24 protein-coding genes are annotated in these 24,791 nt (G+C 63.2%); 14 read left to right on the plus strand and 10 right to left on the minus strand.

All coding sequences use genetic code 11. The features are described 5' to 3' along the window. The first annotated feature begins 114 nt into the window (after positions 1–114). The 7 genes from odhB to AC1RQ5_RS02705 all read left to right on the plus strand — a co-directional run bounded on the left by odhB (position 115) and on the right by AC1RQ5_RS02705 (position 5,645). Entirely contained in the window at positions 115–1,362 is a 1,248-nt protein-coding gene (gene odhB, locus AC1RQ5_RS02675) for a 2-oxoglutarate dehydrogenase complex dihydrolipoyllysine-residue succinyltransferase (protein WP_493196995.1), read from the plus strand. 1 nt (position 1,363) lies between these two features. After that, positions 1,364–1,612: a DUF4160 domain-containing protein gene (locus AC1RQ5_RS02680; protein WP_493196996.1), complete on the plus strand. Its 249-nt coding sequence runs from the start codon at positions 1,364–1,366 to the stop codon at positions 1,610–1,612. Further along, on the plus strand, positions 1,609–1,902 hold the full coding sequence (locus AC1RQ5_RS02685) for a DUF2442 domain-containing protein (protein WP_493196997.1): 294 nt from the start codon (positions 1,609–1,611) through the stop codon (positions 1,900–1,902). The genes AC1RQ5_RS02680 and AC1RQ5_RS02685 overlap by 4 nt, the downstream gene beginning before the upstream one ends. A gap of 5 nt (positions 1,903–1,907) precedes the next feature. Then, positions 1,908–2,654, plus strand: a complete 747-nt coding sequence (locus AC1RQ5_RS02690) for an SDR family oxidoreductase (RefSeq protein WP_493196998.1) — start codon at positions 1,908–1,910, stop codon at positions 2,652–2,654. A 51-nt stretch (positions 2,655–2,705) separates the two neighbouring features. After that, the gene (gene lpdA, locus AC1RQ5_RS02695; RefSeq protein ID WP_493196999.1) at positions 2,706–4,109 is read left to right on the plus strand and encodes a dihydrolipoyl dehydrogenase; all 1,404 of its coding nucleotides are present in this window, start codon (positions 2,706–2,708) and stop codon (positions 4,107–4,109) included. An 84-nt stretch (positions 4,110–4,193) separates the two neighbouring features. Further along, complete coding sequence (locus tag AC1RQ5_RS02700) at positions 4,194–4,724, plus strand: hypothetical protein (RefSeq protein ID WP_493197000.1); 531 nt, start codon at positions 4,194–4,196, stop codon at positions 4,722–4,724. Positions 4,725–4,742: 18 nt separating this feature from the next. Further along, positions 4,743–5,645 (plus strand): alpha/beta fold hydrolase, encoded by a 903-nt coding sequence (locus tag AC1RQ5_RS02705; RefSeq protein ID WP_493197001.1) that lies wholly within the window; start codon positions 4,743–4,745, stop codon positions 5,643–5,645. 4 nt (positions 5,646–5,649) lie between these two features. Here the strand turns inward: AC1RQ5_RS02705 and AC1RQ5_RS02710 are convergent, their stop codons facing one another. The 3 genes from AC1RQ5_RS02710 to AC1RQ5_RS02720 form a co-directional block, all read right to left on the minus strand. Further along, positions 5,650–6,240, minus strand: a complete 591-nt coding sequence (locus AC1RQ5_RS02710) for a DUF4337 domain-containing protein (protein ID WP_398481697.1) — start codon at positions 6,238–6,240, stop codon at positions 5,650–5,652. A 241-nt stretch (positions 6,241–6,481) separates the two neighbouring features. Beyond that, positions 6,482–7,468, minus strand: a complete 987-nt coding sequence (locus AC1RQ5_RS02715) for a tyrosine recombinase XerC (RefSeq protein ID WP_493197002.1) — start codon at positions 7,466–7,468, stop codon at positions 6,482–6,484. A gap of 71 nt (positions 7,469–7,539) precedes the next feature. After that, positions 7,540–8,163, minus strand: coding sequence for a carboxymuconolactone decarboxylase family protein (locus tag AC1RQ5_RS02720; protein WP_493197003.1), 624 nt, complete (start codon positions 8,161–8,163; stop codon positions 7,540–7,542). A gap of 113 nt (positions 8,164–8,276) precedes the next feature. Here AC1RQ5_RS02720 and AC1RQ5_RS02725 point away from each other — a divergent pair, with 113 nt between their 5' ends. The 5 genes from AC1RQ5_RS02725 to AC1RQ5_RS02745 all read left to right on the plus strand — a co-directional run bounded on the left by AC1RQ5_RS02725 (position 8,277) and on the right by AC1RQ5_RS02745 (position 13,852). Next, positions 8,277–10,475, plus strand: a complete 2,199-nt coding sequence (locus tag AC1RQ5_RS02725; RefSeq protein ID WP_493197004.1) for a primosomal protein N' — start codon at positions 8,277–8,279, stop codon at positions 10,473–10,475. Between the two features lie 41 nt (positions 10,476–10,516). Beyond that, positions 10,517–11,722, plus strand: a complete 1,206-nt coding sequence (locus tag AC1RQ5_RS02730; RefSeq protein WP_493197005.1) for a divergent polysaccharide deacetylase family protein — start codon at positions 10,517–10,519, stop codon at positions 11,720–11,722. A gap of 87 nt (positions 11,723–11,809) precedes the next feature. Beyond that, complete coding sequence (locus AC1RQ5_RS02735) at positions 11,810–12,313, plus strand: RNA pyrophosphohydrolase (RefSeq protein ID WP_398481687.1); 504 nt, start codon at positions 11,810–11,812, stop codon at positions 12,311–12,313. Between the two features lie 2 nt (positions 12,314–12,315). Next, positions 12,316–12,819, plus strand: coding sequence for an RNA pyrophosphohydrolase (locus tag AC1RQ5_RS02740; protein WP_493197006.1), 504 nt, complete (start codon positions 12,316–12,318; stop codon positions 12,817–12,819). 259 nt (positions 12,820–13,078) lie between these two features. Further along, a complete protein-coding gene (locus AC1RQ5_RS02745; RefSeq protein WP_493197007.1) occupies positions 13,079–13,852 on the plus strand; it encodes a tellurite resistance TerB family protein in 774 nt (257 codons plus the stop codon). 223 nt (positions 13,853–14,075) lie between these two features. On the opposite strand, the gene AC1RQ5_RS02750 is transcribed toward AC1RQ5_RS02745, so the two are convergent. From AC1RQ5_RS02750 to AC1RQ5_RS02770, 5 genes are all read right to left on the minus strand, one after another. Further along, positions 14,076–14,483 (minus strand): F0F1 ATP synthase subunit epsilon, encoded by a 408-nt coding sequence (locus tag AC1RQ5_RS02750; protein ID WP_398481680.1) that lies wholly within the window; start codon positions 14,481–14,483, stop codon positions 14,076–14,078. Between the two features lie 146 nt (positions 14,484–14,629). Then, positions 14,630–16,057: a F0F1 ATP synthase subunit beta gene (gene atpD, locus AC1RQ5_RS02755; protein WP_398481678.1), complete on the minus strand. Its 1,428-nt coding sequence runs from the start codon at positions 16,055–16,057 to the stop codon at positions 14,630–14,632. A 60-nt stretch (positions 16,058–16,117) separates the two neighbouring features. Beyond that, a complete protein-coding gene (locus AC1RQ5_RS02760) occupies positions 16,118–16,993 on the minus strand; it encodes a F0F1 ATP synthase subunit gamma (RefSeq protein WP_493197008.1) in 876 nt (291 codons plus the stop codon). 158 nt (positions 16,994–17,151) lie between these two features. Next, positions 17,152–18,684 (minus strand): F0F1 ATP synthase subunit alpha, encoded by a 1,533-nt coding sequence (gene atpA / locus AC1RQ5_RS02765; RefSeq protein WP_398481674.1) that lies wholly within the window; start codon positions 18,682–18,684, stop codon positions 17,152–17,154. After that, positions 18,684–19,244 carry a F0F1 ATP synthase subunit delta gene (locus AC1RQ5_RS02770; protein ID WP_493197009.1) on the minus strand — a complete coding sequence of 187 codons (561 nt, stop codon included), beginning with the start codon at positions 19,242–19,244 and terminating at the stop codon, positions 18,684–18,686. The genes atpA and AC1RQ5_RS02770 overlap by 1 nt, the downstream gene beginning before the upstream one ends. Before the next feature lie 707 nt (positions 19,245–19,951). Here AC1RQ5_RS02770 and AC1RQ5_RS02775 point away from each other — a divergent pair. Further along, positions 19,952–20,494 (plus strand): septal ring lytic transglycosylase RlpA family protein, encoded by a 543-nt coding sequence (locus tag AC1RQ5_RS02775; protein ID WP_398483845.1) that lies wholly within the window; start codon positions 19,952–19,954, stop codon positions 20,492–20,494. Between the two features lie 323 nt (positions 20,495–20,817). Beyond that, positions 20,818–21,780, plus strand: a complete 963-nt coding sequence (locus AC1RQ5_RS02780; RefSeq protein WP_493197010.1) for a hypothetical protein — start codon at positions 20,818–20,820, stop codon at positions 21,778–21,780. A 218-nt stretch (positions 21,781–21,998) separates the two neighbouring features. Here the strand turns inward: AC1RQ5_RS02780 and AC1RQ5_RS02785 are convergent, their stop codons facing one another. Then, a complete protein-coding gene (locus tag AC1RQ5_RS02785) occupies positions 21,999–23,408 on the minus strand; it encodes a S41 family peptidase (RefSeq protein WP_493197011.1) in 1,410 nt (469 codons plus the stop codon). Next, a complete protein-coding gene (locus AC1RQ5_RS02790; RefSeq protein WP_493197012.1) occupies positions 23,405–24,775 on the minus strand; it encodes a murein hydrolase activator EnvC family protein in 1,371 nt (456 codons plus the stop codon). The genes AC1RQ5_RS02785 and AC1RQ5_RS02790 overlap by 4 nt, the downstream gene beginning before the upstream one ends. Between the last annotated feature and the right edge of the window lie 16 nt (positions 24,776–24,791).

Here is a 24,791-nt window from a genome sequence, read left to right on the forward strand (position 1 = left end):
GGGCATTCGCGCACCCGTCTTATTTGAAATCTAGACTTCGACCTCTTTCCGGCCTGATCGATCCAAGAATCCTTCGGATGGGATCATCCGGCCGCACGCAACAGGAAGCTGACCATGACTGAAATTCGCGTTCCCACGCTCGGCGAGTCCGTGACCGAAGCCACCATCGGCCGCTGGTTCAAGAAGGCCGGTGATGCGGTCGCCGTCGATGAGCCGTTGGTTGAACTCGAGACCGATAAGGTCACCATCGAAGTCCCGGCTCCGTCGGCCGGCACGCTGAGCGAGATCGTTGCCAAGGATGGCGAAACCGTCGCCGTCGGCGCACTGCTCGGCCAGATCACCGATGGCGCCGGTGGCGCCAAGCCGGCCGCTGCCGCGCCGAAGGCTGAAGCTGCGCCGGCGCCTGCCGCTGCTGCTCCGGCTGCCGCTGCCGCCGCGCCGTCGAAGACCCTCGCTGCCGATACCCCGCAGGCTCCGTCGGTGCGCAAGCTCTCGGCCGAGAGCGGCGTCGATGCCGCAGGCGTTGCCGGCACCGGCAAGGATGGCCGCGTGACCAAGGGCGACATGCTCGCCGCCATCGAGAAGGCCGCCTCGTCGCCGACCCCGGTGAACGCACCGGCTGCCGGCGTGCAGATGCGCGCAGCCTCGCCTGCCGACGATGCTTCGCGCGAAGAGCGCGTGAAGATGACGCGCCTGCGTCAGACCATCGCCCGCCGCCTCAAGGACGTGCAGAACACCGCCGCCATGCTCACCACCTTCAACGAGGTCGACATGACCGCGGTGATGGCGCTGCGTTCGCAGTACAAGGATGTGTTCGAGAAGAAGCACGGCAACAAGCTCGGCTTCATGGGCTTCTTCACCAAGGCCTGCGTGCAGGCGCTGAAGGATATCCCGGCCGTCAATGCCGAGATCGACGGCAGCGACATCATCTACAAGAACTACTATCACGTCGGCGTCGCGGTCGGCACCGACAAGGGCCTCGTGGTCCCGGTCGTGCGCGAATGCGACACCAAGTCGATCTCGCAGATCGAGAAGGACATCGCCGACTTCGGTCGTCGTGCCCGTGACGGCCAGCTCAAGATCGACGAAATGCAGGGCGGCACCTTCACGATCACGAACGGCGGCATCTATGGTTCGCTGATGTCGACCCCGATCCTGAACGCCCCGCAGGCTGGCATTCTCGGCATGCACAAGATCCAGGAACGTCCGGTCGTGGTCGGCGGCAAGATCGAGATCCGCCCGATGATGTATCTGGCGCTCAGCTACGATCACCGTGTGATCGACGGCAAGGAAGCCGTGACCTTCCTCGTCCGCGTCAAGGAAAGCCTGGAAGATCCGGCACGTCTCGTTCTGGATCTCTGATGTGAAAGTCGCGGTGGTCGATGGCGTGACCATTATGCTCTATGAGAACGAGCATCCACCACCGCACTTCCATGCTAAGTTTGCCGAGTTTCAGGCGGTCATTGACATCAGAAAGCTTGCCGTCGTGCGCGGCAAGCTGCCGCCGAACAAAGTCCACGCAGTCCTGGAATGGGCAAAAGCGCGGCAGACAATTCTGAATGAATATTTTGAACTGGCTCGACAGAAGCGCAAAATTGGGCGGATCCCATGACCGAACTTCTTCCACGCATTGTTCAGGCAGAGCCAATTATCAATGGCGTGCTCAAGATTGTCTTTAATGATGGGTATGAGGGCGTGGTCGATCTTCGCCCGGTCATCGCTCAACGTGGTGTTTTTGAGTGGATCGCCGATCCCAAACATTTCGATGAACTCAAAGTGGACGAATACGGCCATTCGATCGGCTGGATCGATGGCGAAGGCTACGAGATCGACCTCAGCGCCGATGGCCTGCGCCGCGACTGCGAGCGGCAGGCCGAAATTCACAAGCTAATGGTGGGCTAGACGTCATGACTGACAGCGTCGTCATCATCACCGGCGGAAGCCGCGGTATCGGCCGTGCTGCTGCACTCAAGGCGGCGGCGCAAGGCTTCAAGGTTGTCGTCGCCTATGCGACCAACGAAGCCGCGGCAAATGACGTCGTCGCCCAGATCGAAGCCACCAACGGCAAGGCCATTGCTGTAAAATGCGATGTCGGCTCGGAAGCCGATATTCTCGCGCTGTTCAAGGCCGCTGATGCCTTCGGGCCGCTTGGTGCGCTGGTCAACAATGCCGGCATTGTCGGTCCCAGTATTCGCGTCGAGGACATGACCGCCGAGCGCATCACGCGCATGCTGGCCGTGAATGTCACCGGCAGCTTCCTCTGTGCCCGCGAGGCGGTGAAGCGCCTATCTACCAAACATGGTGGCGAGGGTGGCGTCATCGTCAACCTGTCATCGGTCGCTGCGAAACTTGGCTCGGCCAATACCTATGTCGATTACGCCGCGTCGAAGGCAGCCATCGACACGTTTACCATCGGCCTGAGCCAGGAAGTCGCGACGGAAGGCATTCGTGTCGTCGGTATCCGACCCGGCCTGATCGATACCGAAATTCATGCCAGCGGCGGTGAGCCCGATCGCGCGCATCGCCTGGCTGTCCATGTGCCGATGAAGCGCGTCGGCACCGCCGATGAGATCGCCAATGCGATCGTCTGGCTGCTGTCCGACGACGCGTCTTATGTCACGTCATCCATTCTCGATGTGTCGGGTGGGCGTTAGCTCTCCGACACCCCACATCACCTTTAATCCAAAGCACCACAGGACTTCATCATGGCTACTTACGATCTCGTCGTCATCGGCACCGGCCCCGGCGGCTATGTTTGCGCGATTCGCGCTGCACAGCTCGGCATGAAGGTTGCCGTCGTCGAGAAGAACAGCACGCTGGGTGGCACCTGTCTGAATGTCGGCTGCATGCCGTCGAAGGCGTTGCTCTATTCGTCGGAGCTGTTCGAGGAAGCCGGCCATTCCTTCGGCAAGATGGGCATCAAGGTGTCCAAGCCCGAGCTCGATCTGCCGGCGCTGATGAATTTCAAGCAGCAGGGCATCGACGGCAACGTCAAGGGCGTCGAATTCCTGATGAAGAAGAACAAGATCGATGTCGTCGCCGGCACCGGCAAGGTGCTCGGCACCGGCAAGGTCGAGGTAACCGGCGCTGACGGTAAGGCGCAGACGCTGGAGACCAAGAACATCGTCATCGCCTCGGGTTCGGCTGTCGCCAACCTCAAGGGCATCGAGATCGACGAGAAGCGCATCGTCTCCTCCACCGGCGCGCTGTCGCTCGAGAAGGTGCCGGAAAAGCTGATCGTGGTCGGCGCCGGCGTCATCGGCCTCGAGCTCGGCTCGGTGTGGCGCCGCCTCGGCGCACAGGTGACCGTGGTTGAATTCCTCGATCGCATCCTGCCCGGGATGGATGGCGAAGTCGCAAAACAGTTCCAGCGCATGCTGGAGAAGCAGGGCATCACCTTCAAGCTCGGCGCCAAGGTCACGGGTATCGATAGCGCGGGCAAGACGCTGAAGGCACAGGTCGAGCCGGCCGCCGGCGGCGCTGCCGAAGCGCTCGAAGCCGATATCGTCCTCGTGGCCATCGGTCGCACGCCCTACACCGCCGGCCTCGGCCTCAAGGAAGCCGGCGTCGAGCTGGATGAGCGTGGCCGCGTCAAGATCGACCATCACTTCGCGACCAATGTGAAGGGCGTCTATGCCATCGGCGACGTCGTCGCCGGTCCGATGCTCGCACACAAGGCGGAAGACGAAGGCGTGGCTTGTGCCGAGATCCTCGCCGGCCAGGCCGGTCATGTGAATTATGACGTGATCCCTGGTGTGGTCTACACCACGCCGGAAGTCGCCGCGGTCGGCAAGACCGAGGAAGAACTCAAGGCGGCCGGCGTCAACTACACCGTCGGCAAGTTCCCCTTCACCGCCAATGGCCGCTCCAAGGTCAACCAGACCACCGATGGCTTCGTGAAGATCCTCGCAGATGCGAAGACCGATCGCGTGCTCGGCGTGCACATCATCGGCCGCGAAGCCGGCGAAATGATCCACGAAGCGTGCGTGCTGATGGAATTCGGTGGTTCGGCCGAAGATCTGGCGCGCACCTGCCACGCGCATCCGACCCGTTCGGAAGCCGTCAAGGAAGCCGCGCTTGCGGTGGGCAAGCGCGCCATCCATATGTGAACTTCGGCCGGCCTGGAGCCTGGCGCGGTTTTCGAACCGGATCATGCGCCAGACTTACAAATGCCGGCACGGAGATTTTTGCTGATGATGCGACGCGCGTTACAGCCGCTCTGGTTCCTGCTCGCTTTGATCTTCCTGATCGAAGCGTGGCTCTGGGATCATCTCGAACCGGTCGTTGCGCGCATCGTCGCCCTCATTCCGCTGCGCGCCTTCAAGGCATGGTGCGCAGCGAAAGTGGCGGGGCTGTCGCCCTATCCCTCGCTGTTCGTCTTCATCGTCCCGGTCGTTCTGCTGCTGGTGCCGCTGAAATTCGCGGAAGTCTATCTGCTGACGCATCACCTCTGGATCAGCGCCATCATCCTGATCGTCGCGTCGAAATTCGTCGGCATGGGCGTGCTCGCTTTTTCCTTCGACGTGACGCGCGACAAGCTGCTTCAGATCGGCTGGTTTCGCGCGATCTACACATTTCTCATCGATATTCGCACCCGCGCGCATGATTTCGTTTCACCGGTGATGTCGCGCATCAAGGCGATGATCGCATCGCTGCGTGGGCCGTCGTCGTGCTGGATGCGTCTCGTTCAACGGCTTCGCCACCGGGCGCATTCGCCGCGCTGAAACACAAGGGGATCGGATTTGGCTGAACTCGCACGCATCCGTACGCCTCTCCTCGATATCGCCTATGAACATAGTGGCCCCACCGGCGGCATCCCGGTGATCCTGCTGCACGGTTTTCCCTATGACGTCCGCGGCTATGATGATGCAGTCGCGCTTATCAACGATGCCGGCTTCCGCACTATCGTCCCCTATCTGCGCGGCTATGGCCCGACGCGGTTTCTGTCGCAGGACACCGTCCGCTCGGGACAGCAGGGTGCGCTCGGGCATGATTTGCTCGATCTCATGGACGCGCTGCGGATCGAGAAGGCTGTCGTGGCCGGCTATGACTGGGGCGGCCGCGCGGCCTGCGTCGTCTCGGCGCTGTGGCCGGAGCGCGTGCATGGCCTCGTCAGCTGCACCGGCTACAACATCCAGGACCTGACCAAGGCCACGACACCTGTCACGCCCGAACAGGAAGCGCGGCAATGGTATCAATATTATTTCCATACCGAGCGCGGCCGGAATGGCCTCGTGCAGAATCGCGCCGGCATCAGCGAGCTGCTCTGGACGATGTGGTCGCCGTCATGGGATTTCGACGACGCGACCTTCGCGCGCTCGGCGCCCTCGTTCGACAATGAGGATTTCGTCGATGTGGTCGTGCATTCCTACATGCACCGCACCGCCAGCGTGGCTGGCGATCCCATCTATGATTTTGTCGAGGAGCGTTTGGCGGCGCAGCCGAAGATCGATGTGCCAACCATCGTGCTGCATGGCGCCGATGACGGCGTGGGACCGGTGAAGGGCTCGGAAAATCACGGCCGCCACTTCACGGGGTCCTATGAGCGGCGCGTGATCGCCGGCGCCGGGCACAATGTCCCGCAGGAAAAGCCGCAGGAATTTGCCGATGCGGTGCTGCAACTCTGCAAGGCCGCATCGGCGTAGTACCTCACATCAGATGCACCGCATGCGGTGCAAACAGCCCGATGGCGGTAAATGCAAGGCCGGCGAGGCCCAGCACGCCGGCGACCCAGGACAGCACGATCATGCCGGTGATGATGGTGGCTGACGCCAGCACGATGCCGATCTGGAAGGCAGCCGACGCGACTTCATAGTGATGATAGCGCGCCAGCGAGAGATCGCGCTTGTGCTCGGCTTCCTTGGCGCGCGCGGCGAGCTGTTCAGAACCTTCGCCGGTCTCCGGCTCGTTGCGATAGCGCTGCGCCGTCTTGTTCCAGTCGTCGATCTGCTTGGCGAGCGCCGCCTTGGCAGCGTCATCGCCAACGGTACCCATGCTGAGCTTGGCGTGTTCGGCGGTCGCCTGCACCACAGTGCGGCGGACGCTCTTGGCCTGGAAGAAGGCCCACAGATTCGAGGCTTCGACGTTCTTGCTGATCGATTCGGTCTGCGCGCCCTTGCCGAGCGTTTCCGAGAACGCCAGAAACAGCGCCAGCAGCGAAATCAGCAATGCGATCTTCTTGTTCGAGCCGGATGCATGCTCGGCATGCTCCGCGTGCTCCATACTTTCGTGCGCGCCCATTGTGTCCCCTCTGGCAAAAGCGGCCGAGCATTGGCCGAACAGTTTGTCGCATGCAAGGACAATGTAGTGATGACGGCGGCGGTAAATCGAGGGGGCTGGTCCACACTCTGCCCCTCATGGTGAGGAGGCGCAAAGCGCCGTCTCGAACCATGAGATGGCTTGGCTGCGAGCTCCCGGCCATCCTTCGAGACGCGGCCAAGCGGCCGCTCCTCAGGATGAGGAGCGGCGCATGAACGTGCAATTACGCCCGCGGATGGGCCGTCTTGTAGACCTCGAACAGGCGTTCGGTATCGATTCCTGTATAGATCTGTGTGGTCGAGAGCGAGGCGTGACCAAGCAACTCCTGGATCGCGCGCAGGTCGCCGCCGCGGGTCAGCAGATGCGTGGCGAAGGAGTGCCGCAGCGCATGGGGTGTCGCGCTGTCCGGCAGGCCAAGCGCGCCACGCATCCGCTCCATGGTCAGTTGAATGATTCGCGGCGACAGCGGACCGCCGCGGGCGCCGACAAACATCGGCCCTTCCGCCGGTAGCGGATACGGACACATGGTGGCGTAGTCCGCAATCAGCTCCAGCACATTGTGCAGCACCGGCACCATGCGGGTCTTGTTGCCTTTGCCATTGACGATCAACACGTCGCCCTTGCCCGGCGCCGGCACGTCCCGGCGCTTCAGGCCGAGGGCTTCGGAGATACGCAGGCCTGAGCCGTACAGCAGCGCCATCACGGCGGCATCACGGGCCCAGATCCATGGATCGCGGTTTTCCCCGGCCCGCTCGTCCGCGTCGGCGAGGCGTTTGGCAGAGGCCATCTGCAGTGGCTTGGGCAGGCTCTTGCCGATCTTCGGCGCGCGAATCAGAGACAGCGCCCCGACCGAGCCGAGTCCTTCGCGCTCGAGAAAACGGGCGAAAGACCGCAGCCCGGCCAAAGCGCGCATGAGCGAACGGCCGGCAATATCGTCACCGCGGCGCGCCGCCATGAAGGCGCGGACGTCATTGGCCGCAAGTTTGCCGAAACGCGACAGGCTCACCAGCCCGCCCCAGTGATCGGCGAGGAAAAACATGAACTGCCGCACATCCCGCGCATAGGCTTCCAGCGTCTTGGGCGACAGCCGACGCTCGGCGCGCAGATGCGACAGCCAGCGCGTCATCTGCAGCGAAAGGTCCGCATCGGCGCAAATCAGCTCGATGGCCGGCTGCTTGGTCTCGGCGGGGGCGGTTTTGGACTTGGCCATCGAAGGATCCGGCAAAATGAATGCGGCGCAATTATCGCCGCAGGCCGTTTCGCATTGGTAACCGCCAAAGCCTAGTCCGGGAACCGCTTCAGCGGCTCGGGCATCCCTGCCGGCAAGCCGGTCCGCGCGGCATTCATGGTCATGGCGAGGAAGGTGTAATAGCCATTGATTCCAAGCAGATCGATCACGCCCTGCTCGCCGAATTTGGCCACGGCCCTGTTCCAGGTGGGATCGCTAACGCGCTTGGTGCGCTGGATCTCGATCGACATGTCGTAGGCGGCTTCCTCATCCTCCGCCATGCCGACGGGTCGCCGTCCGTCGGCGATGGCATCGGCAATCTCCTTGCGCAGCCCGGCCTTGATGGCGATGTCATGATGCGCCACCCACTCATATTGCTGGGTCCACTCCCGCGCCGTGACCAGAATGATCATTTCGCTCAACCGCGGCTCCAGCGCGCTCTTGAAGCGCAGATGGTCGCCCATGGCCTTGGCGCGCAGCATCACTTCGGGGCTGCGAATCAACGGCACGAACGGCCCGCGGACCTCGTAGCCACGACCGCCCGCGAATTCCGCCGCAGCCTTCTTCTGTGCCTCGGTGTATTTCTCGGCCGAAATGGGCGGCATACGGTCCTGGGCAACGGCCTGCGTGGCCATCAGGCCCAACGCCAGCGCGGCGCCGATCAGTCTCTGGCTCATGTGTTTCTCCCTGCGCGATCTTGTTCTTGCTTGGCTATTCGCGGGCGCCACTGGTCCGGGGCGCCGCATCAGCCTAGATTAGGGCTCTGTTCAATTCGAGTCCGATTCCGCCCATGACCTCACCTGCCCGCACCCCATCCGCGACGGGGATCGTCGATGTGCTGGTGCCGGTGGCGCTGGATCACGCCTATTCCTACAAGGTGCCGCGCGGCGTCGATCTCCAGATTGGCGACGTCGTCACCGTACCGCTCGGCTCGCGCGAGGTGATCGGCGTGGTGTGGGGCGAGAATGCCAATCCCGATCCGCGCCTGCATAACCGGCTGAAGGACGTTAGCGACAAGCTCGACGTGCCCTCGCTGCGGCCGGAATTGCGCCAGCTCGTCGACTGGGTGGCGAATTACACGCTGTCGCCACGCGGCATGGTGATGCGCATGACGCTGCGCATGGGCGAGCATCTCGGCCCCGAACGCGTGCGACTCGGCGTGCGCCTTGTCGGCGAAGTACCGAAGCGGATGACGCCCGCGCGGGCACGGCTGGTCGGGCTGCTCTCCGACGGACTCTTGCGCGGCAAATCGGACGCCGCCAAGGAAGCCGGCGTCAGCGGCGGCGTGGTCGATGGGCTCGTCGATGAAGGCACGCTGGCTATTGAAGTGATGCCGCCCCCATTGCCGCCTCCGCCGCCCGATCCCGCGTTCGTCACGCCGGATTTTTCGCCGGATCAGGCTGTTGCGGCCGAGTCGATGCGCAAGCTCGCTTCGGGTGGCACCTTTCAGGCCGCATTGCTCGACGGCGTCACCGGCTCCGGCAAGACCGAGGTCTATTTCGAGGCCGTCGCCGAGATCATTCGTCGCGGCGAGCAGGTCTTGATCCTGGTGCCGGAAATCGCCCTGACCGGGCAGTTTCTCGAACGCTTCGCCAAGCGCTTCGGCATCAAGCCGATGGAGTGGCATTCCGAACTGACACCACGCACCCGCGCGCGCAACTGGGCGGCGATTGCCAATGGCACCGCGCATGTGGTGGTCGGCGCGCGCTCCGCGCTGTTTCTGCCCTATGCCAAACTCGGCCTCATCATCGTCGATGAAGAACACGACCAGGCCTACAAACAGGACGAAGGTGCACATTATCACGCCCGCGACATGGCGGTGGTGCGCGCGTCCATCGCGAAAATTCCCGTCGTGCTCGCGTCCGGCACGCCGTCCGTCGAATCGGAAGTGAACGCGCGCAAGGGCCGCTATCAGCGCATCGCGCTGCCGTCGCGTTTCGGCGGCCAGACGATGCCGCATATCGAAGCGATCGACCTGCGCCGCGAGGGCCCGTCGCGCGGCCGTTTCATCGCGCCACGTCTTGCCGAGAATATCGTGCAGGCGATCCAGCGCGAGGAGCAGGCGCTGCTGTTCCTCAATCGCCGCGGCTATGCCCCGCTCACGCTCTGTCGTGGCTGCGGCCATCGCTTTGCCTGCACCATCTGCGATGCGTGGCTGGTGGATCACCGTTTCCGCAAGCGCCTCGTCTGCCATCACTGCGGCTATTCAGAGCCGCGCCCGCACAAATGCCCCCATTGCGGCGCCGAGGAATCGCTGGCCGCCATCGGCCCGGGCGTCGAGCGGCTGCAGGAAGAGGCGGCGGACCTGTTTCCGGGCGCGCGCACCATGGTGCTGTCGAGCGATCTCATCACCTCGGTGGAATCCATGCGCGCCGAGCTCAACGCCATCGCCGAAGGCCGCGTCGATGTCATCATCGGCACGCAGCTGGTCGCCAAGGGCCATAATTTCCCGCGGCTGAATCTGGTCGGCGTCATCGATGCGGATCTCGGCCTCGGCAATGGCGACCCGCGGGCAGCGGAGCGCACGTTCCAGATGCTCAACCAGGTGATCGGCCGCGCCGGCCGCGAGCAGGGCCGCGGCGTCGGCTATCTGCAGACGCATCAGCCCGAGCATCCGGTGATGAAGGCGCTGGTCGCCAATGACCGCGAGGCGTTCTACGACAACGAGATCGAATCCCGCGAACGCGCGGGCTATCCGCCCTTCGGGCGACTGGTGGCCCTGATCATTTCAGGCGGCGACCGACCGATGACGGAGGGCTTTGCGCGGAAAATCGCGGCGACCGCGCCGATCGACGAGCGCATTCTGGTGCTTGGTCCCGCCGAGGCACCGCTTGCGGTGATCAAGGGGCGCTACCGGTTCCGGCTGCTGGTGAAATCGGCGCGCAATGTCGATCTGTCCGCCTATCTGCGCGACTGGCTGGCCCATGCGCCAAAGGCGACGGGAAATCTGAAGCTGGAAGTGGACGTCGATCCGCAGAGCTTTTTGTAGGGTGCACCATGCTATGGTCTGCCGATTGATTCGGGAGACCTATGGCCGTGTCGGCGGACGATCTGAGCGCCCCGCTGGGACAGAAATCGGAGCGCAAGCCGCACCGGTTCCGGCTGCCTGTGACCGGCACCCAGGCCACGGCCGGCGTGCTCGGCACGCTGCTGCTCGGCTTCGCCGGCGTCGCCCTGTTCCATAAGGACCCGCTGGGCGGCGAGCCCGTCGCCCGCGTCGCCATCAAGCCGCCCGAGACCGCTGCCCAGAAGCCCGCCGCGACGCCGCCGGTCGAGGTCAAGCACGGCACGCCGGATGCCGCCAAGACGGCTGACGCGCCGGGCCAGAAGACCATCACCATCATCGACGGCTCCAGCGGCGCCCGCCAGAATGTCGTCGTCGCCACCGATGGTGCGGAAAGCGGTTCGCCCGATGCGCCCGCCATGATGGCCGGGATCGACCAGAAGCTGCTTGAGCAATCGCGCTACGGCATGGTGCCGATCGCTGCCGGTGGCCTGAAGCCAGTCACGGCCTATGCCGCGGGATCAGACGCCGAGCGCGCCAAGGCGATGAAGACGCCGAGCATCGCCATCGTGATCGGCGGCCTTGGTGTCGGGGCCGCCAAAACCATCGAATCCATCACCAAGCTGCCGCCGGCCGTCAGTCTGGCCTTCACGCCCTACGGCTCCGACCCCGGCAAGCTCGTCGAGCGCGCCCGTGCGGGACGCCACGAGGTGCTGCTGCAGCTGCCGATGGAGCCGTTCGACTACCCCGACAACGATCCCGGCCCGCAGACGCTGCTGTCCTCGGCGACGCCCGAGCAGAATATCGACCGCATGATGTGGCACCTGAGTCGCTTCCAGGGCTATGTCGGTGTCGGCAACTTCATGGGCGCGCGCTTCATTGCGACGGATACCGCGATGCAGGCCGTCGCCAGGGAAGCCAACAAGCGCGGCCTGGCCCTGTTCGACGACGGCTCGTCCTCGCGCAGCGTGGCGCCGGCTGCGGCCGAGGCGCTGGGCATGCCATTCGCGCGCGCCGACGTGACCATCGATGCCGCGCCGAGTTCGGCCGAGATCGACAAGGCGCTTTCAAGACTGGAAGGCCTCGCAAAAGAGCGCGGTTTCGCCGTCGGCGCGGCGTCCGCGCTGCCGATTTCTATCGAGAAAATCGCGGCTTGGGCGAAAACGCTGGAATCGCGCGGGGTCATGCTGGTGCCATTGACAACCGCGATCCTGAAATCAAAATCGAGCTAGTGTCGGGAGGCGAGAGCGGTTCGAACAAGCGGAGCGCATCGGCCTCAGGGGGACGCTAGAGGGCCAATCAGGCCAAGAAAGCATGGAATGACGCGTTACGAAGACCTGCCTTATCGAACCTGCGTTGGCATCATGCTGCTGAATCAGCAGGGACACGTCTTCATCGGCCGGCGCGCCGGCGGCATCGAGCATGTTGACGAGACCCATGTCTGGCAGATGCCGCAGGGCGGCGTCGATCCCGGCGAAGACACCTGGGAAGCCGCCAAGCGCGAGCTTTATGAGGAAACCAGCGTCAAATCCGTCGAAAAGCTCGGCGAGGTGCCGGACTGGCTGATCTACGACATCCCCCGCACGGTGGCCGGCCGCACATGGAAGGGCCGCTATCGCGGCCAGCGCCAGCGCTGGTTTGCGATCCGCTTCACCGGCGATGATGCGGAAATCAACGTCCAGCACCCGCCGGAAGGCAACAAGGCCGAATTCGTCAGCTGGCGCTGGGAGCCGATGAAGAATCTCCCCGAGCTGATCGTGCCGTTCAAGCGCCCGGTCTATGAGCGCGTGGTGAAGGAATTCGCCGGCCTCGCAGGCGAATAACCGTGACGACTGACGACAGGCCCTACCGCCCCAATGTGGGCATCGCGCTGTTCAATGCCGAAGGCAAGGTGCTGATCGGCCGTCGTTTCAAGGACGACGGGCCGGAGATCATCCTGCCCGGCCTCGAATGGCAGATGCCGCAGGGCGGCGTCGATCCCGAGGAGGATCCCCGTGTCGCGATGATGCGCGAGCTCTGGGAGGAGACCGGCGTCACGCATGCCGATTATCTCGGCGAGACCGGCTGGATGACCTATGACTTCATCCCGCACGACGACCCCACCCATCGCTTCGCCGCGTTTCGCGGTCAGCGCCAGAAATGGTTCGCGGTGAAGTTCACCGGCGATGATGCGGAGGTCGATCCGCTCACACCCCGCAATGGGCAGCCGGCAGAGTTCGACGCTTGGCGCTGGGAGCGGCTGGATCGGGTTGCCGATCTCGTGGTGCCGTTCCGGCGTGAGGTTTATCGGACGGTGGCCAAGGATTTTGCACGGTTTGCTGCAGCATAAGCTGCAGCAATGCTGCGGTAAGCGGCTGAAATAACTCATAATTGTCGTCACCCGGCTTGACCGGGTGACCAGTAGACACGGACCTTTGGGATCCGCCGAGATGTTCGTGCTGGATCGCCCGATTAAACCGGGCGACGACAAAACGAGATCTTCGCACCCGGTCCATCCGGTCGCAGGACATCTGGCCGCAGCCTCGTGTCCTTACATCGTCGCCATCGCCTCATAGGTCGAGACCTCCGAGACAATGAGGAATGACACGATGTTCGACCCCAAGAGCCTGCTGGACCAGTTCATCGGCGGGCTGAATCAGGGCAGTCCCAATCAGCGCGATCAGGGCCAGCAGCCCGGCGGGTCATTCGGTCAGCTTGGCGGCGCAAGTGGCAATGACTTGCTGCAGAAGGCCGGCGGTTTCCTCGGCGGCTTCGGTGGCGGCGCCATGACCGGCGGCATTGCCGGCCTGCTGCTCGGCTCGAAGAAAGGCCGCAAGATTGCCGGCAGTGCGCTGACCTATGGCGGCATGGCCGTGGCAGGAGCGCTCGCGTATCGGGCCTATCAGAATTATCAGGCCGGCAAGCAGGCGACACCGGCCGTTGCGACCGAGACACCGCTGCTGCCGCCGCCAAGCGACACCCCGTTCAATCCGACCCAGCCGACCGACCAGCAATCGCTGAGCAGCAATCTGCTGCGCGCCATGATCGCCGCGGCCAAGGCCGACGGCCATATCGACGCGACCGAACAGACCAACATCTTTGCGCAGATGGACCGGATGCCGCTCACCGCGGAGGACAAGGCGTTCGTCATGGACGAATTGCGCACGCCGCTGAATGTCGATGCTGTCGCCAGTGCGGCACGCACGCCGGAGGAAGCAGCCGAGATCTATACGGTCTCGCTGCTCGCCATCGATCTCGACCACCCCGCCGAGCGTAGCTATCTGGCCCAGTTGGCGACGAAGCTCAGGCTCGAGGACGGGCTGGTCGCGCATCTCCATGCGACGGTGGAAGGCGCAACGGTGCCGGTGCAGCAGCCGGCGTGATGCGGCGCATTTGGTCAGCACTGTCTGCGTCGACCGCAACTCTATCCCTCATGGTGAGGAGGCGCGTAGCGCCGTCTCGAACCATGAGGTGACCTGGCTCCGGAGTTTTACTGCCATCCTTCGAGACGCCGCTACGCGGCTCCTCAGGATGAGGGTGGAGATGAAACGAAAGAAGCCCCGAGATCGCTCTCGGGGCTTCTTTGTATCTCTCTTCGTCCAGCGCTTAATGCATCGCCGTCGAGGTGATGTTCTGCTGGATCACCTTGAACTGGTCGAGACGCTCGATGGCGCGGTCGAGGACGTTGCCTTCCTTGCCGGACAGCTTCTCTTCCATCTCGGCGATGTCCTTCGCAAAGGCTTCGCGATCGAGTTCGGCGAGCGAGGTCGCGACATCGGCGAGAACCGTCAGACCCTTTTCCGACACTTCAGCGAGACCGCCGAGCACGATGATCTTCTCGGTCTTGCCGGCCGTGGTGACATTCATGATGCCCGGACGCAGCGCGATCACCGCAGGCGCATGGCCGGCCATCACGCCGACATCGCCTTCGAGACCGGGAATATCGACCTGCTCAACTTCGCCCGAGAAGGCGAGCTTTTCCGGCGAGACGAGATCGAAGTGGAAGGTGGCCATGGTGCTGTCCGCGTCGTTGTCGGCTTACTTCTCCCTCTCCCGCTCTTGCGGGGGAGGGTCGGGGTGGGGGCGCCACGGGCGACGGCGCTTGTGGCAGCCCCCACCCTGGCCCTCCCCCGCAAGCGGGAGAGGGTAACAGAAGTAACTTAAGCGGCTTCGGCAGCCAGCTTCTTGCCCTTCTCGACGGCTTCTTCGATCGTGCCGACCATGTAGAAGGCCGCTTCCGGCAGGTGATCGTACTTGCCTTCCACCAGGCCCTTGAAGCCCTTGATGGTGTCGGCGAGGTCGACGAACTTGCCCGGCGAGCCGGTGAAGATTTCAGCGACGTGGAACGGCTGCGACATGAAGCGCTCGATCTTGCGGGCGCGGGCCACGGCCAGCTTGTCCTCTTCGGACAGTTCGTCCATGCCGAGAATGGCGATGATGTCCTGCAGCGCCTTGTAGCGCTGGAGCACCTGCTGCACCTGACGGGCGACGCCGTAATGCTCTTCGCCGACAACCAGCGGGGAGAGCATGCGCGAGGTCGAGTCGAGCGGGTCAACCGCCGGATAGATGCCCTTTTCAGCGATCGAGCGCGACAGCGTGGTGGTCGCGTCAAGATGGGCGAACGAAGCGGCCGGCGCCGGGTCGGTCAAGTCGTCGGCCGGCACGTAAATGGCCTGCACCGAGGTGATCGAACCCTTGGTGGTGGTGGTGATGCGCTCCTGCAGCGCGCCCATGTCGGTCGCGAGCGTCGGCTGATAACCCACCGCCGACGGAATACGGCCGAGCAGCGCCGACACTTCCGAACCCGCCTGGGTGAAGCGGAAGATGTTGTCGACGAAGAACAGCACGTCCTGGCCCTTGTCGCGGAAGTCTTCCGCGATGGTCAGACCGGTGAGCGCGACGCGGGCGCGGGCGCCCGGGGGTTCGTTCATCTGGCCGAACACGAGAGCGCACTTGGAGCCTTCGCCGCCGCCCTTCTTGTTCACGTTGGATTCGATGAACTCGTGATAGAGGTCGTTACCTTCGCGGGTACGCTCGCCGACGCCGGCGAACACCGAGTAACCGCCGTGCGCCTTGGCGACGTTGTTGATCAGTTCCTGAATGAGAACGGTCTTGCCCACGCCGGCGCCGCCGAACAGGCCGATCTTGCCGCCCTTGGCGTAAGGCGCCAGCAGGTCGACGACCTTGATGCCGGTGACGAGAATTTCAGCTTCCGTCGACTGCTCGGTGTATTCCGGCGCATTGGCGTGGATCGGACGACGGGTGTCGGACTTGACCGGACCGGCTTCGTCGATCGGCTCGCCGATGACGTTGATGATGCGGCCGAGCGTGCCTTCACCCACCGGCACCGTGATCGGCTGGTTGGTGTCGGTGACTTCCTGGCCGCGGACCAGACCTTCGGTGGTGTCCATCGCGATGGTGCGGACGGTGGATTCGCCGAGATGCTGGGCGACTTCGAGCACCAGACGGTTGTTGCCGTTCTTGGTCTCGAGCGAGTTCAGAATGGCGGGCAGATGGCCTTCGAACTGCACGTCGACGACGGCGCCGATGACCTGGGTGATGCGTCCGGTTTGATTGGCAGCAGCCATGGAAACTATCTCCTTGAAGTGCGGATCGGCCTGCGGCAGGCCGTAAAGTGGTTGAATTGGTTAGACGGCCTCGGCGCCCGAAATGATCTCGATGAGTTCTTTCGTGATCTGGGCCTGACGGGTCCGGTTATAAACGAGGGTCTGCTTGCGGATCATGTCGCCGGCATTGCGGGTCGCATTGTCCATGGCGCTCATCTGCGCGCCGTAGAACGAAGCGTTGTTTTCCAGCAGTGCGCGGAAGATCTGCACCGCGAGATTGCGCGGCAGCAGACCGTCGAGGATTTCGTCTTCCGCCGGCTCATAGTCGTAAACCGGGGTCGGACCCTTGGTCTCGGCCTGCTTTGCGACTTCCAGCGGGATGATCTGCTGGGCGGTCGGGATCTGCGAGATCACCGACTTGAAGCGCGAATAGAACAGCGTGGCGACATCGAACTCGCCGGCTTCGAAGCGGGCGATCACCTTCTTGGCGATGTCTTCCGCATTGACGAAGCCGAGCTGACGCACCGAGCGGAGCTCGATGTTCTCGATGATGTGCTTGTCGAACTGGCGGCGCAGCTGCTCATAGCCCTTGCGGCCGACACAGAAGATCTTGACCGTCTTGCCCTGGGCGAGCAGCGCCAGCGCGCGCTCGCGGGCGAGACGCACGATCGAGGAGTTGAACGCACCGGACAGGCCGCGCTCGCCGGTGCAGACCAGCAAGAGATGCGTCTGGTCCTTGCCGTTGCCGACCAGCAGCTGCGGGCCGCCGCCACCGGTGGAGGCGCCGGCGATCGATGCGATCACCTCATCCATCTTCTCGGCATAAGGGCGTGCAGCTTCGGCGGCGCTCTGCGCACGGCGCAGCTTCGACGCCGCGACCATCTGCATGGCCTTGGTGATCTTCTGCGTCGCCTTCGTCGAGGCGATGCGAACGCGCATGTCTTTAAGGGAAGCCATTCAGCCCTGATCCACTACGTCGGTTGCGTCCCCCTCTCCCGCACTTGCGGGGGAGGGTCGGGGTGGGGGTAGCCACAAACGCCGGAGCGTGTGGCTGCCCCCACCCGACCGGCTTTGCCGGTCGACCTCCCCCGCAAGCGGGAGAGGTTGGAAGTGAGTTACGCGAAGGTCTTCGCGAAACCTTCGACGGCTGCCTTCAGCTTGGCGGCAGTTTCGTCGTTGAGGTCGCGGGTATCGCGGATCGAGTCGAGGATGTCGGCATTCTTGCCGCGCAGCAGCGACAGCAGGCCGTCTTCGAAGGCGCGAACCTTGGAAACGGGCAGGTTGTCGAGATAGCCGTTGGTGCCAGCCCAGATCACGGCGACCTGCTCTTCCATCTTCAGCGGCGAGAACTGCGGCTGCTTCAGGAGTTCGGTCAGGCGCGAACCGCGGTTCAGCAGGCGCTGGGTCGAGGCATCGAGGTCCGAACCGAACTGCGCGAACGCCGCCATTTCGCGGTACTGCGCGAGCTCGCCCTTGATCTTGCCGGCGACCTTCTTCATCGCCTTGGTCTGCGCCGACGAACCGACGCGCGACACCGACAGACCGACGTTCACGGCAGGACGGATGCCCTGGAAGAACAGGTCGGTTTCGAGGAAGATCTGACCGTCGGTGATCGAAATCACGTTGGTCGGGATGTAGGCCGACACGTCGTTGGCCTGGGTTTCGATGACCGGCAGAGCGGTCAGCGAGCCATTGCCCTGCTCGTCATTCAGCTTCGCAGCGCGCTCGAGGAGACGCGAGTGAAGATAGAACACGTCGCCGGGATAAGCTTCGCGGCCCGGCGGGCGGCGCAGCAGCAGCGACATCTGGCGGTAGGCCACGGCCTGCTTCGACAAATCGTCATACACGATCACGGCATGCATGCCGTTGTCGCGGAAGAATTCGCCGATGGTGCAGCCGGTGAACGGCGCGATGTACTGCATCGGAGCCGGGTCCGACGCGGTGGCGGCGACGACGACCGAATACTCCAGCGCGCCCTGCTCTTCGAGCACCTTCACGAACTGGGCGACGGTCGAACGCTTCTGACCGACGGCCACGTAAACGCAATACAGCTTCTGGCTCTCGGGAGCGCCGGCGCCGTTCAGCGACTTCTGGTTCAGGATGGTGTCGAGCGCGATCGCGGTCTTGCCGGTCTGACGGTCACCGATGATCAGCTCGCGCTGGCCACGGCCGACCGGGATCAGGGCGTCGATCGACTTCAGGCCGGTCGCCATCGGCTCATGCACCGACTTGCGCGGAATGATGCCCGGCGCCTTGACGTCGACGCGCATGCGCTTGTCGGCCTGGATCGGACCCTTGCCGTCGATCGGATTGCCGAGACCATCGACCACGCGGCCGAGCAGGCCCTTGCCGACCGGCGCGTCCACGATGGCGCGGGTGCGCTTGACGGTCTGGCCTTCCTTGATCTCGCGGTCGGCACCGAAAATAACGACACCGACATTGTCGGTTTCGAGGTTCAGCGCCATGCCGCGCGTGCCGTTCTCGAATTCAACCATTTCACCGGCCTGAACATTGTCGAGACCGTAAACGCGGGCGATACCGTCACCGACGGACAGCACCTGACCGACTTCGGAAACTTCGGCTTCCTGGCCGAAATTCTTGATCTGATCCTTGAGGATTGCGGAAATTTCTGCGGCGCGGATGTCCATCAGCCTGCCTCTTTCATCGCGTGCTTGATCGAGTTGAGTTTGGTGCGAAGCGAGCTATCGACCATGCGGCTGCCGAGTTTAACGACAAGCCCGCCGATGATGGACGGATCGACCTTCACGTTGAGCGCGACATCCTTGCCGGTCACTGACTTCAGTGCGGCCTTCAAGGCGTCGAGATTCTTGTCCGAGAGCGTTTCGGCGACGGTGACGTCGGCCGTGGCTTCACCCTTGAACCTGGCGACCAGCGCATTGAAGGCGCGGATCACGTCCGAGACGACGAACAAACGACGGTTCGCAATCAGGACACTGATGAAATTGGCGGTAATGCCGGAAATACCGGCCTTGGCGAGCACCGCACCCAGCGCCTTGCGCTGATCGTCAGCGGTAAACACCGGGCTGCGCACGAGGCGGGCCAGATCGGCGCTCTCGTTCAACAGGGCTGAAAACTTGTCGAGATCGGCCTTCACCGCATCGACGGACTTTTCGTCACGCGCCAGCTCAAACAAGGCTGTTGCGTAACGACCGGACACTCCCGAAACCGACGGATCTTCTGCTGCCACGAATTGTGCTCTTCAGGCTGTCAAATTCGCAAGGCAAGAACCATCGCCGATTGGGTGGCGCTGAGAGGTCCAAGTCCTTGGAATTCAAGCGGGACTTCGATTTTTACGGCAGTGGCAGAGCGCCCCCGCCCGTTCAAATCGCGGCTTTGCTAGCATGGCGCGCACGGCCATGCAACGCGACGAAAGCGTTTCAGGATGCCTTGTCGCAGCACAGAGCGAAGAATCATTTCAGAGAACCGCGAGACGAAATTTCCGGCGCCCGCAGGGGCAAATCCGGACCGCCGCCCAATTGCGTATTCTCAATTCCGCATGGTGGCAGGTGAGTAGATTTTCGCCACCAAGGCAATTCACATCGCGGTGTGTGGCTACGGCCGCCCCTGTTTGCCGGCGTCCGGCACCGTCAATGAGCCACCCACAGCCGCCTTGCGACCGCGCGTTGACGATTACTTAACGAATGCTTTTGTCGGAAAGCTATGACTTCGATATACAGTATAGATAAGTAATCAATCGTAATCATCGTAGTTAAAAATTGGTTAAAGCGACGTGAAGGCTATACTTCGTTCCATCACAAGATATTTCAACATGAAACGGAACGAATTGACCGCCCATTTTACGCCTTAATACGTCGTCAAACGCACCCTCAGTGAAATCGGGACGGGGGTCCACTTGCCACAGTTGTGGCAATACTGTCTGAGGGACTACGATATATGCTGCGTTACGGAAAGTCGGCGCTGGGTTTTGTTGCCCAGCCGCGCATGGCGATCGCTCTGATTGCCGCCACTGTCGCTCTTGGGGGAACGGTTTCGGAAGCTTCGGCCAAGTCCAAGCACCGCCATCACCACAAGCATCACCATCATCACGTCGCCAAGAAAGCTGCGGCGGAGACCAATCCCTTTGAAGCCAATGCGTCGATCGGCCCGTTCGCGCCCATCGCTGCGCCGGACATCGCCGCTCCGGCCCGCACCGGCGGCCGCAGCTTCTCGGGCGTCGCGTCGTTCTACGGCAACGAAGCCGGCAACAAGACCGCTTCGGGCGCCCGCTTCAATCAGAATGCCATGACCGCCGCGCATCGTTCGCTGCCGTTCGGCACCAAGCTGCGCGTGACCCATGGCGGCCGCAGCGTCGTTGTCACCGTCAATGATCGCGGCCCGTTCATTCGTGGTCGTGTGCTCGACCTGTCCAAGGGCGCAGCCAGCGCCATCGGGCTCACCAGCCGCGGTGTCGGCAAGGTTGTTGCTGAAGTCATGTAAGAAGAACAGCGTATCGCGTCTCTGACCGTCGAGTTCAGTAGCGTTGCGTTGCAGTTGAGTAGAGTAAGCGTTGAGTAAAAGAGCCTGTCGTCATCACATGACGGCAGGCTTTTTTGTATCCTCTCCCTTCATCCTGAGGAGCGCGCCTTTGCGCGCGTCTCGAAGGATGGCCGCAAGCTCCGAGCCCGGCGACCTCATGGTTCGAGACGGCGCTTTGCGCCTCCTCATCATGAGGGGCCGGGGACGAGGCGAGGTGAATTACCGAACCCCATCCGCCCTCAGGACGACAACCACGCACTGACGTTTGAAACGAAGGACAGATGATGAGCGCAAATGCCATCCCCCGAACCGTTCTAATTCTCTCGTGCATCGTGGCCGGCGGATTGATTCCGCTCAGCGCCTCGGCACAGACCCCGCAACGTGTGACCGGCACCACGGTGACCATCACGCCACCCGCCGGCTTCACGCCGGCCAAGGATTTTGCTGGCTTTGCGGACGAGAAGACGAAATCCAGCATCCTGATCGCTGAATTGCCGCCGGAAGCCTGGCCACAGCTCTCCACACTGTTCGGCAGCATCGACACCGTGCGGGCCGGATTCAAACAGAAAGGCATCGAGGTCGCGACGCTCGACAAGGTGCCGACCGCATCGGGCGAAGCCTTCCTCGCCAGCGGCACGCAGACCGCAGCCGGCACCAGGCTCGGCAAATGGGTCGCGCTGGCACAAGGCAGCCGCACGGTGATGATCACTGTGCAGGCGATGCCCACTGCGAAGCTCGACGATGCCGCCATCAAGGCGATGCTGAAGACGGTGTCGCTCGGCGCACCGCCGTCAGAAGCCGACAAACTGGCGAGCCTCCCCTTCAAGGTGGCGCCGTCGGCCCCGTTCCGTGTCCTCGACACGATGGGCGGCACCGGCGTGGCGATGACCGTTGGCGAAAAGAGCGTCGATCCGAAAGGCGAACAGCCGCTACTGATCGTGTCCTCGCAGGTGAGCGGCGGTTCGGTGGCCGGGGTCGATCAAGCAGCTCTCGCGAAGACGCTGCTGAAGCAGACGCGCGAGATGGAAAAGGCCGAGATCGACACCGAGAAGAAAGTGTCGTTCGGCGGCAGTCGCGATGGCGTGCTGCTGGAAGGCAAGGCCGGCGAGAACAAGCGGTTCGTGCAGTATTTTGCGACCGGGCCGAACGGGAATTTCGTGCGGCTGGTGTCGTTCTTCGCGGCGGATCGCAGCGGGGAGATCCGGCCGGCGATCGACAACGTCGCGGGATCGGTGGCGTTCAAGTAAGCGCAGTCAAACTCCACCCCTCATCCTGAGGAGCGCGCAAAGCGCGCGTCTCGAAGGATGGCCTCAGGCTCCAAGCTCCACGAACTCATGGTTCGAGACGGCGCTACGCGCCTCCTCACCATGAGGGACGGAGTTTTGCAGAAGGCCTTACAAAAGCAAAAAGGGCGGCCCGAAAGGCCGCCCTTTTTCTTACTTCGTCGGCCACCGCCGAGATCAGCTTACTTCGCTGCCGGCTTGTCCGCAGCGGGCTTGTTCTCGTTGGCTGGCTTGTCACCGGCCGGCTTGCTGTCGCCCTGCGCAGCCTTCACTTCCGGCTGGGTCACGGCGGCGTTCGAGGTCACCTTGATGCCGTGCAGAAGATCCGCAGCAGCCTTCAGCGCCTTGTCGTTCTTGGCATCCGGCGGCACGTAGGACTGCGAACCGGTCTTCTCGTCGCCATCGTTCTTCAGGTGGCCACGCAGCGAGGCTTCGCCCTTGGTGTCGGTGCGCGACTTCAGCTCATCCGGCACGTCCTGCACGATCTCGATATCCGGCACGATGCCCTTGGCCTGGATCGACTTGCCCGACGGCGTGAAGTAACGCGCCGTGGTCAGGCGCAGCGCGCCATTGCCCGAACCGAGCGGGATGATGGTCTGCACCGAGCCCTTGCCGAACGACCGCGTGCCGAGAATGGTCGCACGCTTGTGGTCCTGCAGCGCGCCGGCGACGATTTCCGACGCCGAGGCCGAGCCGCCATTGATCAGCACCACCACCGGCTTGCCCTTGGTGAGGTCGCCCGTATGCGCCGTGCGGCGCTGGGTTTCCTCGGCATTGCGGCCACGGGTCGAGACGATTTCGCCGCGATCGAGGAACGCATCCGACACGGTGACCGCTTCTTCCAGCAGGCCGCCCGGATTGTTGCGGAGGTCGATGATGTAGCCCTTCACCTTGTCGGCGCCGATCGCTGCGGTCTGCGCCGCGATCTCGCGCTTCAGACCTTCGGTGGTCTGCTCGTTGAAGGTGGTGACGCGGATGTAAGCGATGTCATCGCTCTCCACGCGGGCGCGCACCGAGCGGACGCGGATCTGGTCACGCACCAGCGTGACGTCCAGCGGCGCATCGGCACCCTTGCGGATGATCTTGAGCTTGATCTTGGTGTTCACCGGGCCGCGCATCTTCTCGACGGCCTGGTTCAGGGTCAGGCCCTGCACGGCTTCGTCGTCGAGATTGGTGATGATGTCATTGGCCATGATGCCGGCCTTCGAGGCCGGGGTATCGTCGATCGGCGACACCACCTTGATCAGGCCGTCTTCCATGGTGACTTCGATGCCGAGGCCACCGAACTCGCCGCGGGTCTGCACCTGCATGTCGCGGAACGACTTGGCATCCATGTAGCTGGAATGCGGATCGAGGCCGGTGAGCATACCGGAGATCGCGGATTCGATCATCTTGCTGTCGTCGGGCTTCTCGACATAGTCGCTGCGGACGCGTTCGAACACATCGCCGAACAGGTTCAGCTGACGATAGGTATCGGACGTCGCGGCGCGGGCGCTCGTGCCCATGAACACGGCGCGAGGCTGCGTGACGAACAGGGTCAAAGCGGCACCGGTCGCAGCACTCAGCAGAATTATGGAAGTCTTGCGCATCATCCGCGAACCTTTTCGCCTTCGTTAGCGGCCCACCAGGGGCCAGGGTCAATTGGAGTGCCGTCCTTACGGAACTCGATATAAAGCACAGGCTGGCTCGCATTGGCCGCGAAAACGGACGCCACCCGCGAGGTCGATCCCATCACGGCGATGGGTTCCCCGGCGAGAACGAACTGGCCAATGTTCACCGATATACGCTCCATCCCGGCGATCAGGATATGATACCCGCCCCCGGCATTGAGGATCAAGAGTTGTCCATAGCTGCGGAAGGGCCCGGAATAGACCACCCACCCATCACACGGGGTTGTGACCTGCGCGCCTGCTCGCGCAGCCACCGAGATGCCTTTTTCCGCGCCACCAACGCCATCTGAGGCCCCGTAGTTCCGCAGCCTGATGCCATTCACCGGCATTGCCAGCATGCCCTTGGCCGAGGCGAAAGCAATGGCCGGTGCCATGCGACCGGCATTCTTGAGCGCTTCGACATTCGGTTTGCCATTGGCGAGATCGGCCGGGGCGCCCTGAAGGCTGGCAGTCTGGGCGGCCTTGGCCGCAGCCTTGGATTCCTGCTCCATCTTGGCGACGAGGCCCTGGAGGCTATCGACCTGGCGCGCCAGCGCCACAGCTCGCGCATTCTCCGCTTCCATGTCCTTCTCGACCGAGGACAGCTGACGCTGTCGTTCGCCGGTGAAGGAGGCCAGACGGGTCTGCTCTTCCTTGAGCTTGTCGCGATCGAGCGCGAGCTGGTCGCGTTCGGTCGAAATCGCCTTGCGCAAGGTCACCAGCTCGCCGAGGTCGGCGACCAGTTTTTCGGCGCGCGCGCGCATGTCCGGCACCACGGAGCCCAGCAGCATCGCCGTGCGCAGCGACTGCAAGGCATCCTCGGGACGCACCAGCAATGCCGGCGGCGCGCGACGGCCGGCGCGCTGCAGCGCTGCCAGAACTTCCGCAATTTCACCACGGCGCGAATCCAGCGAGGTACGAATCTCGCGCTCGCGTGCATCGAGCGGACGCAACCGCGTTTCCGCATCGTCGATCTTCGCTTCGACACCACGCACGCGCGAGGCGATGTCGATCAGTTGCTGGTTGAGCTTGCCACGGTCCTGACCGATGGCGGCAATGTCGGCTTTCAGCCTGGCCTGAAGTTCGGCCGCCTTTTGCTGCTGCTCACGCGCGGCCTGCAATTCCTGCTCGCGCTGGCGAATGAGGTCTGTCGCTGGGGCAGCAGCTTCCTGCTGTTGTGAAGCTGGCGGCACGGTTTGCGCCCGGACCGATTCAACACCGATACCCGCCAGACCTGCAGACAACAGCAGAGCCGGAAACGACGCCGCGCGTCGTCCGATGTCACGGTGAGGAGGCCGCAGCGACAGCATCAAGGTTTCGATAGCG

This window comes from Tardiphaga sp. GW821-FHT12E02 (genome assembly GCF_058807155.1).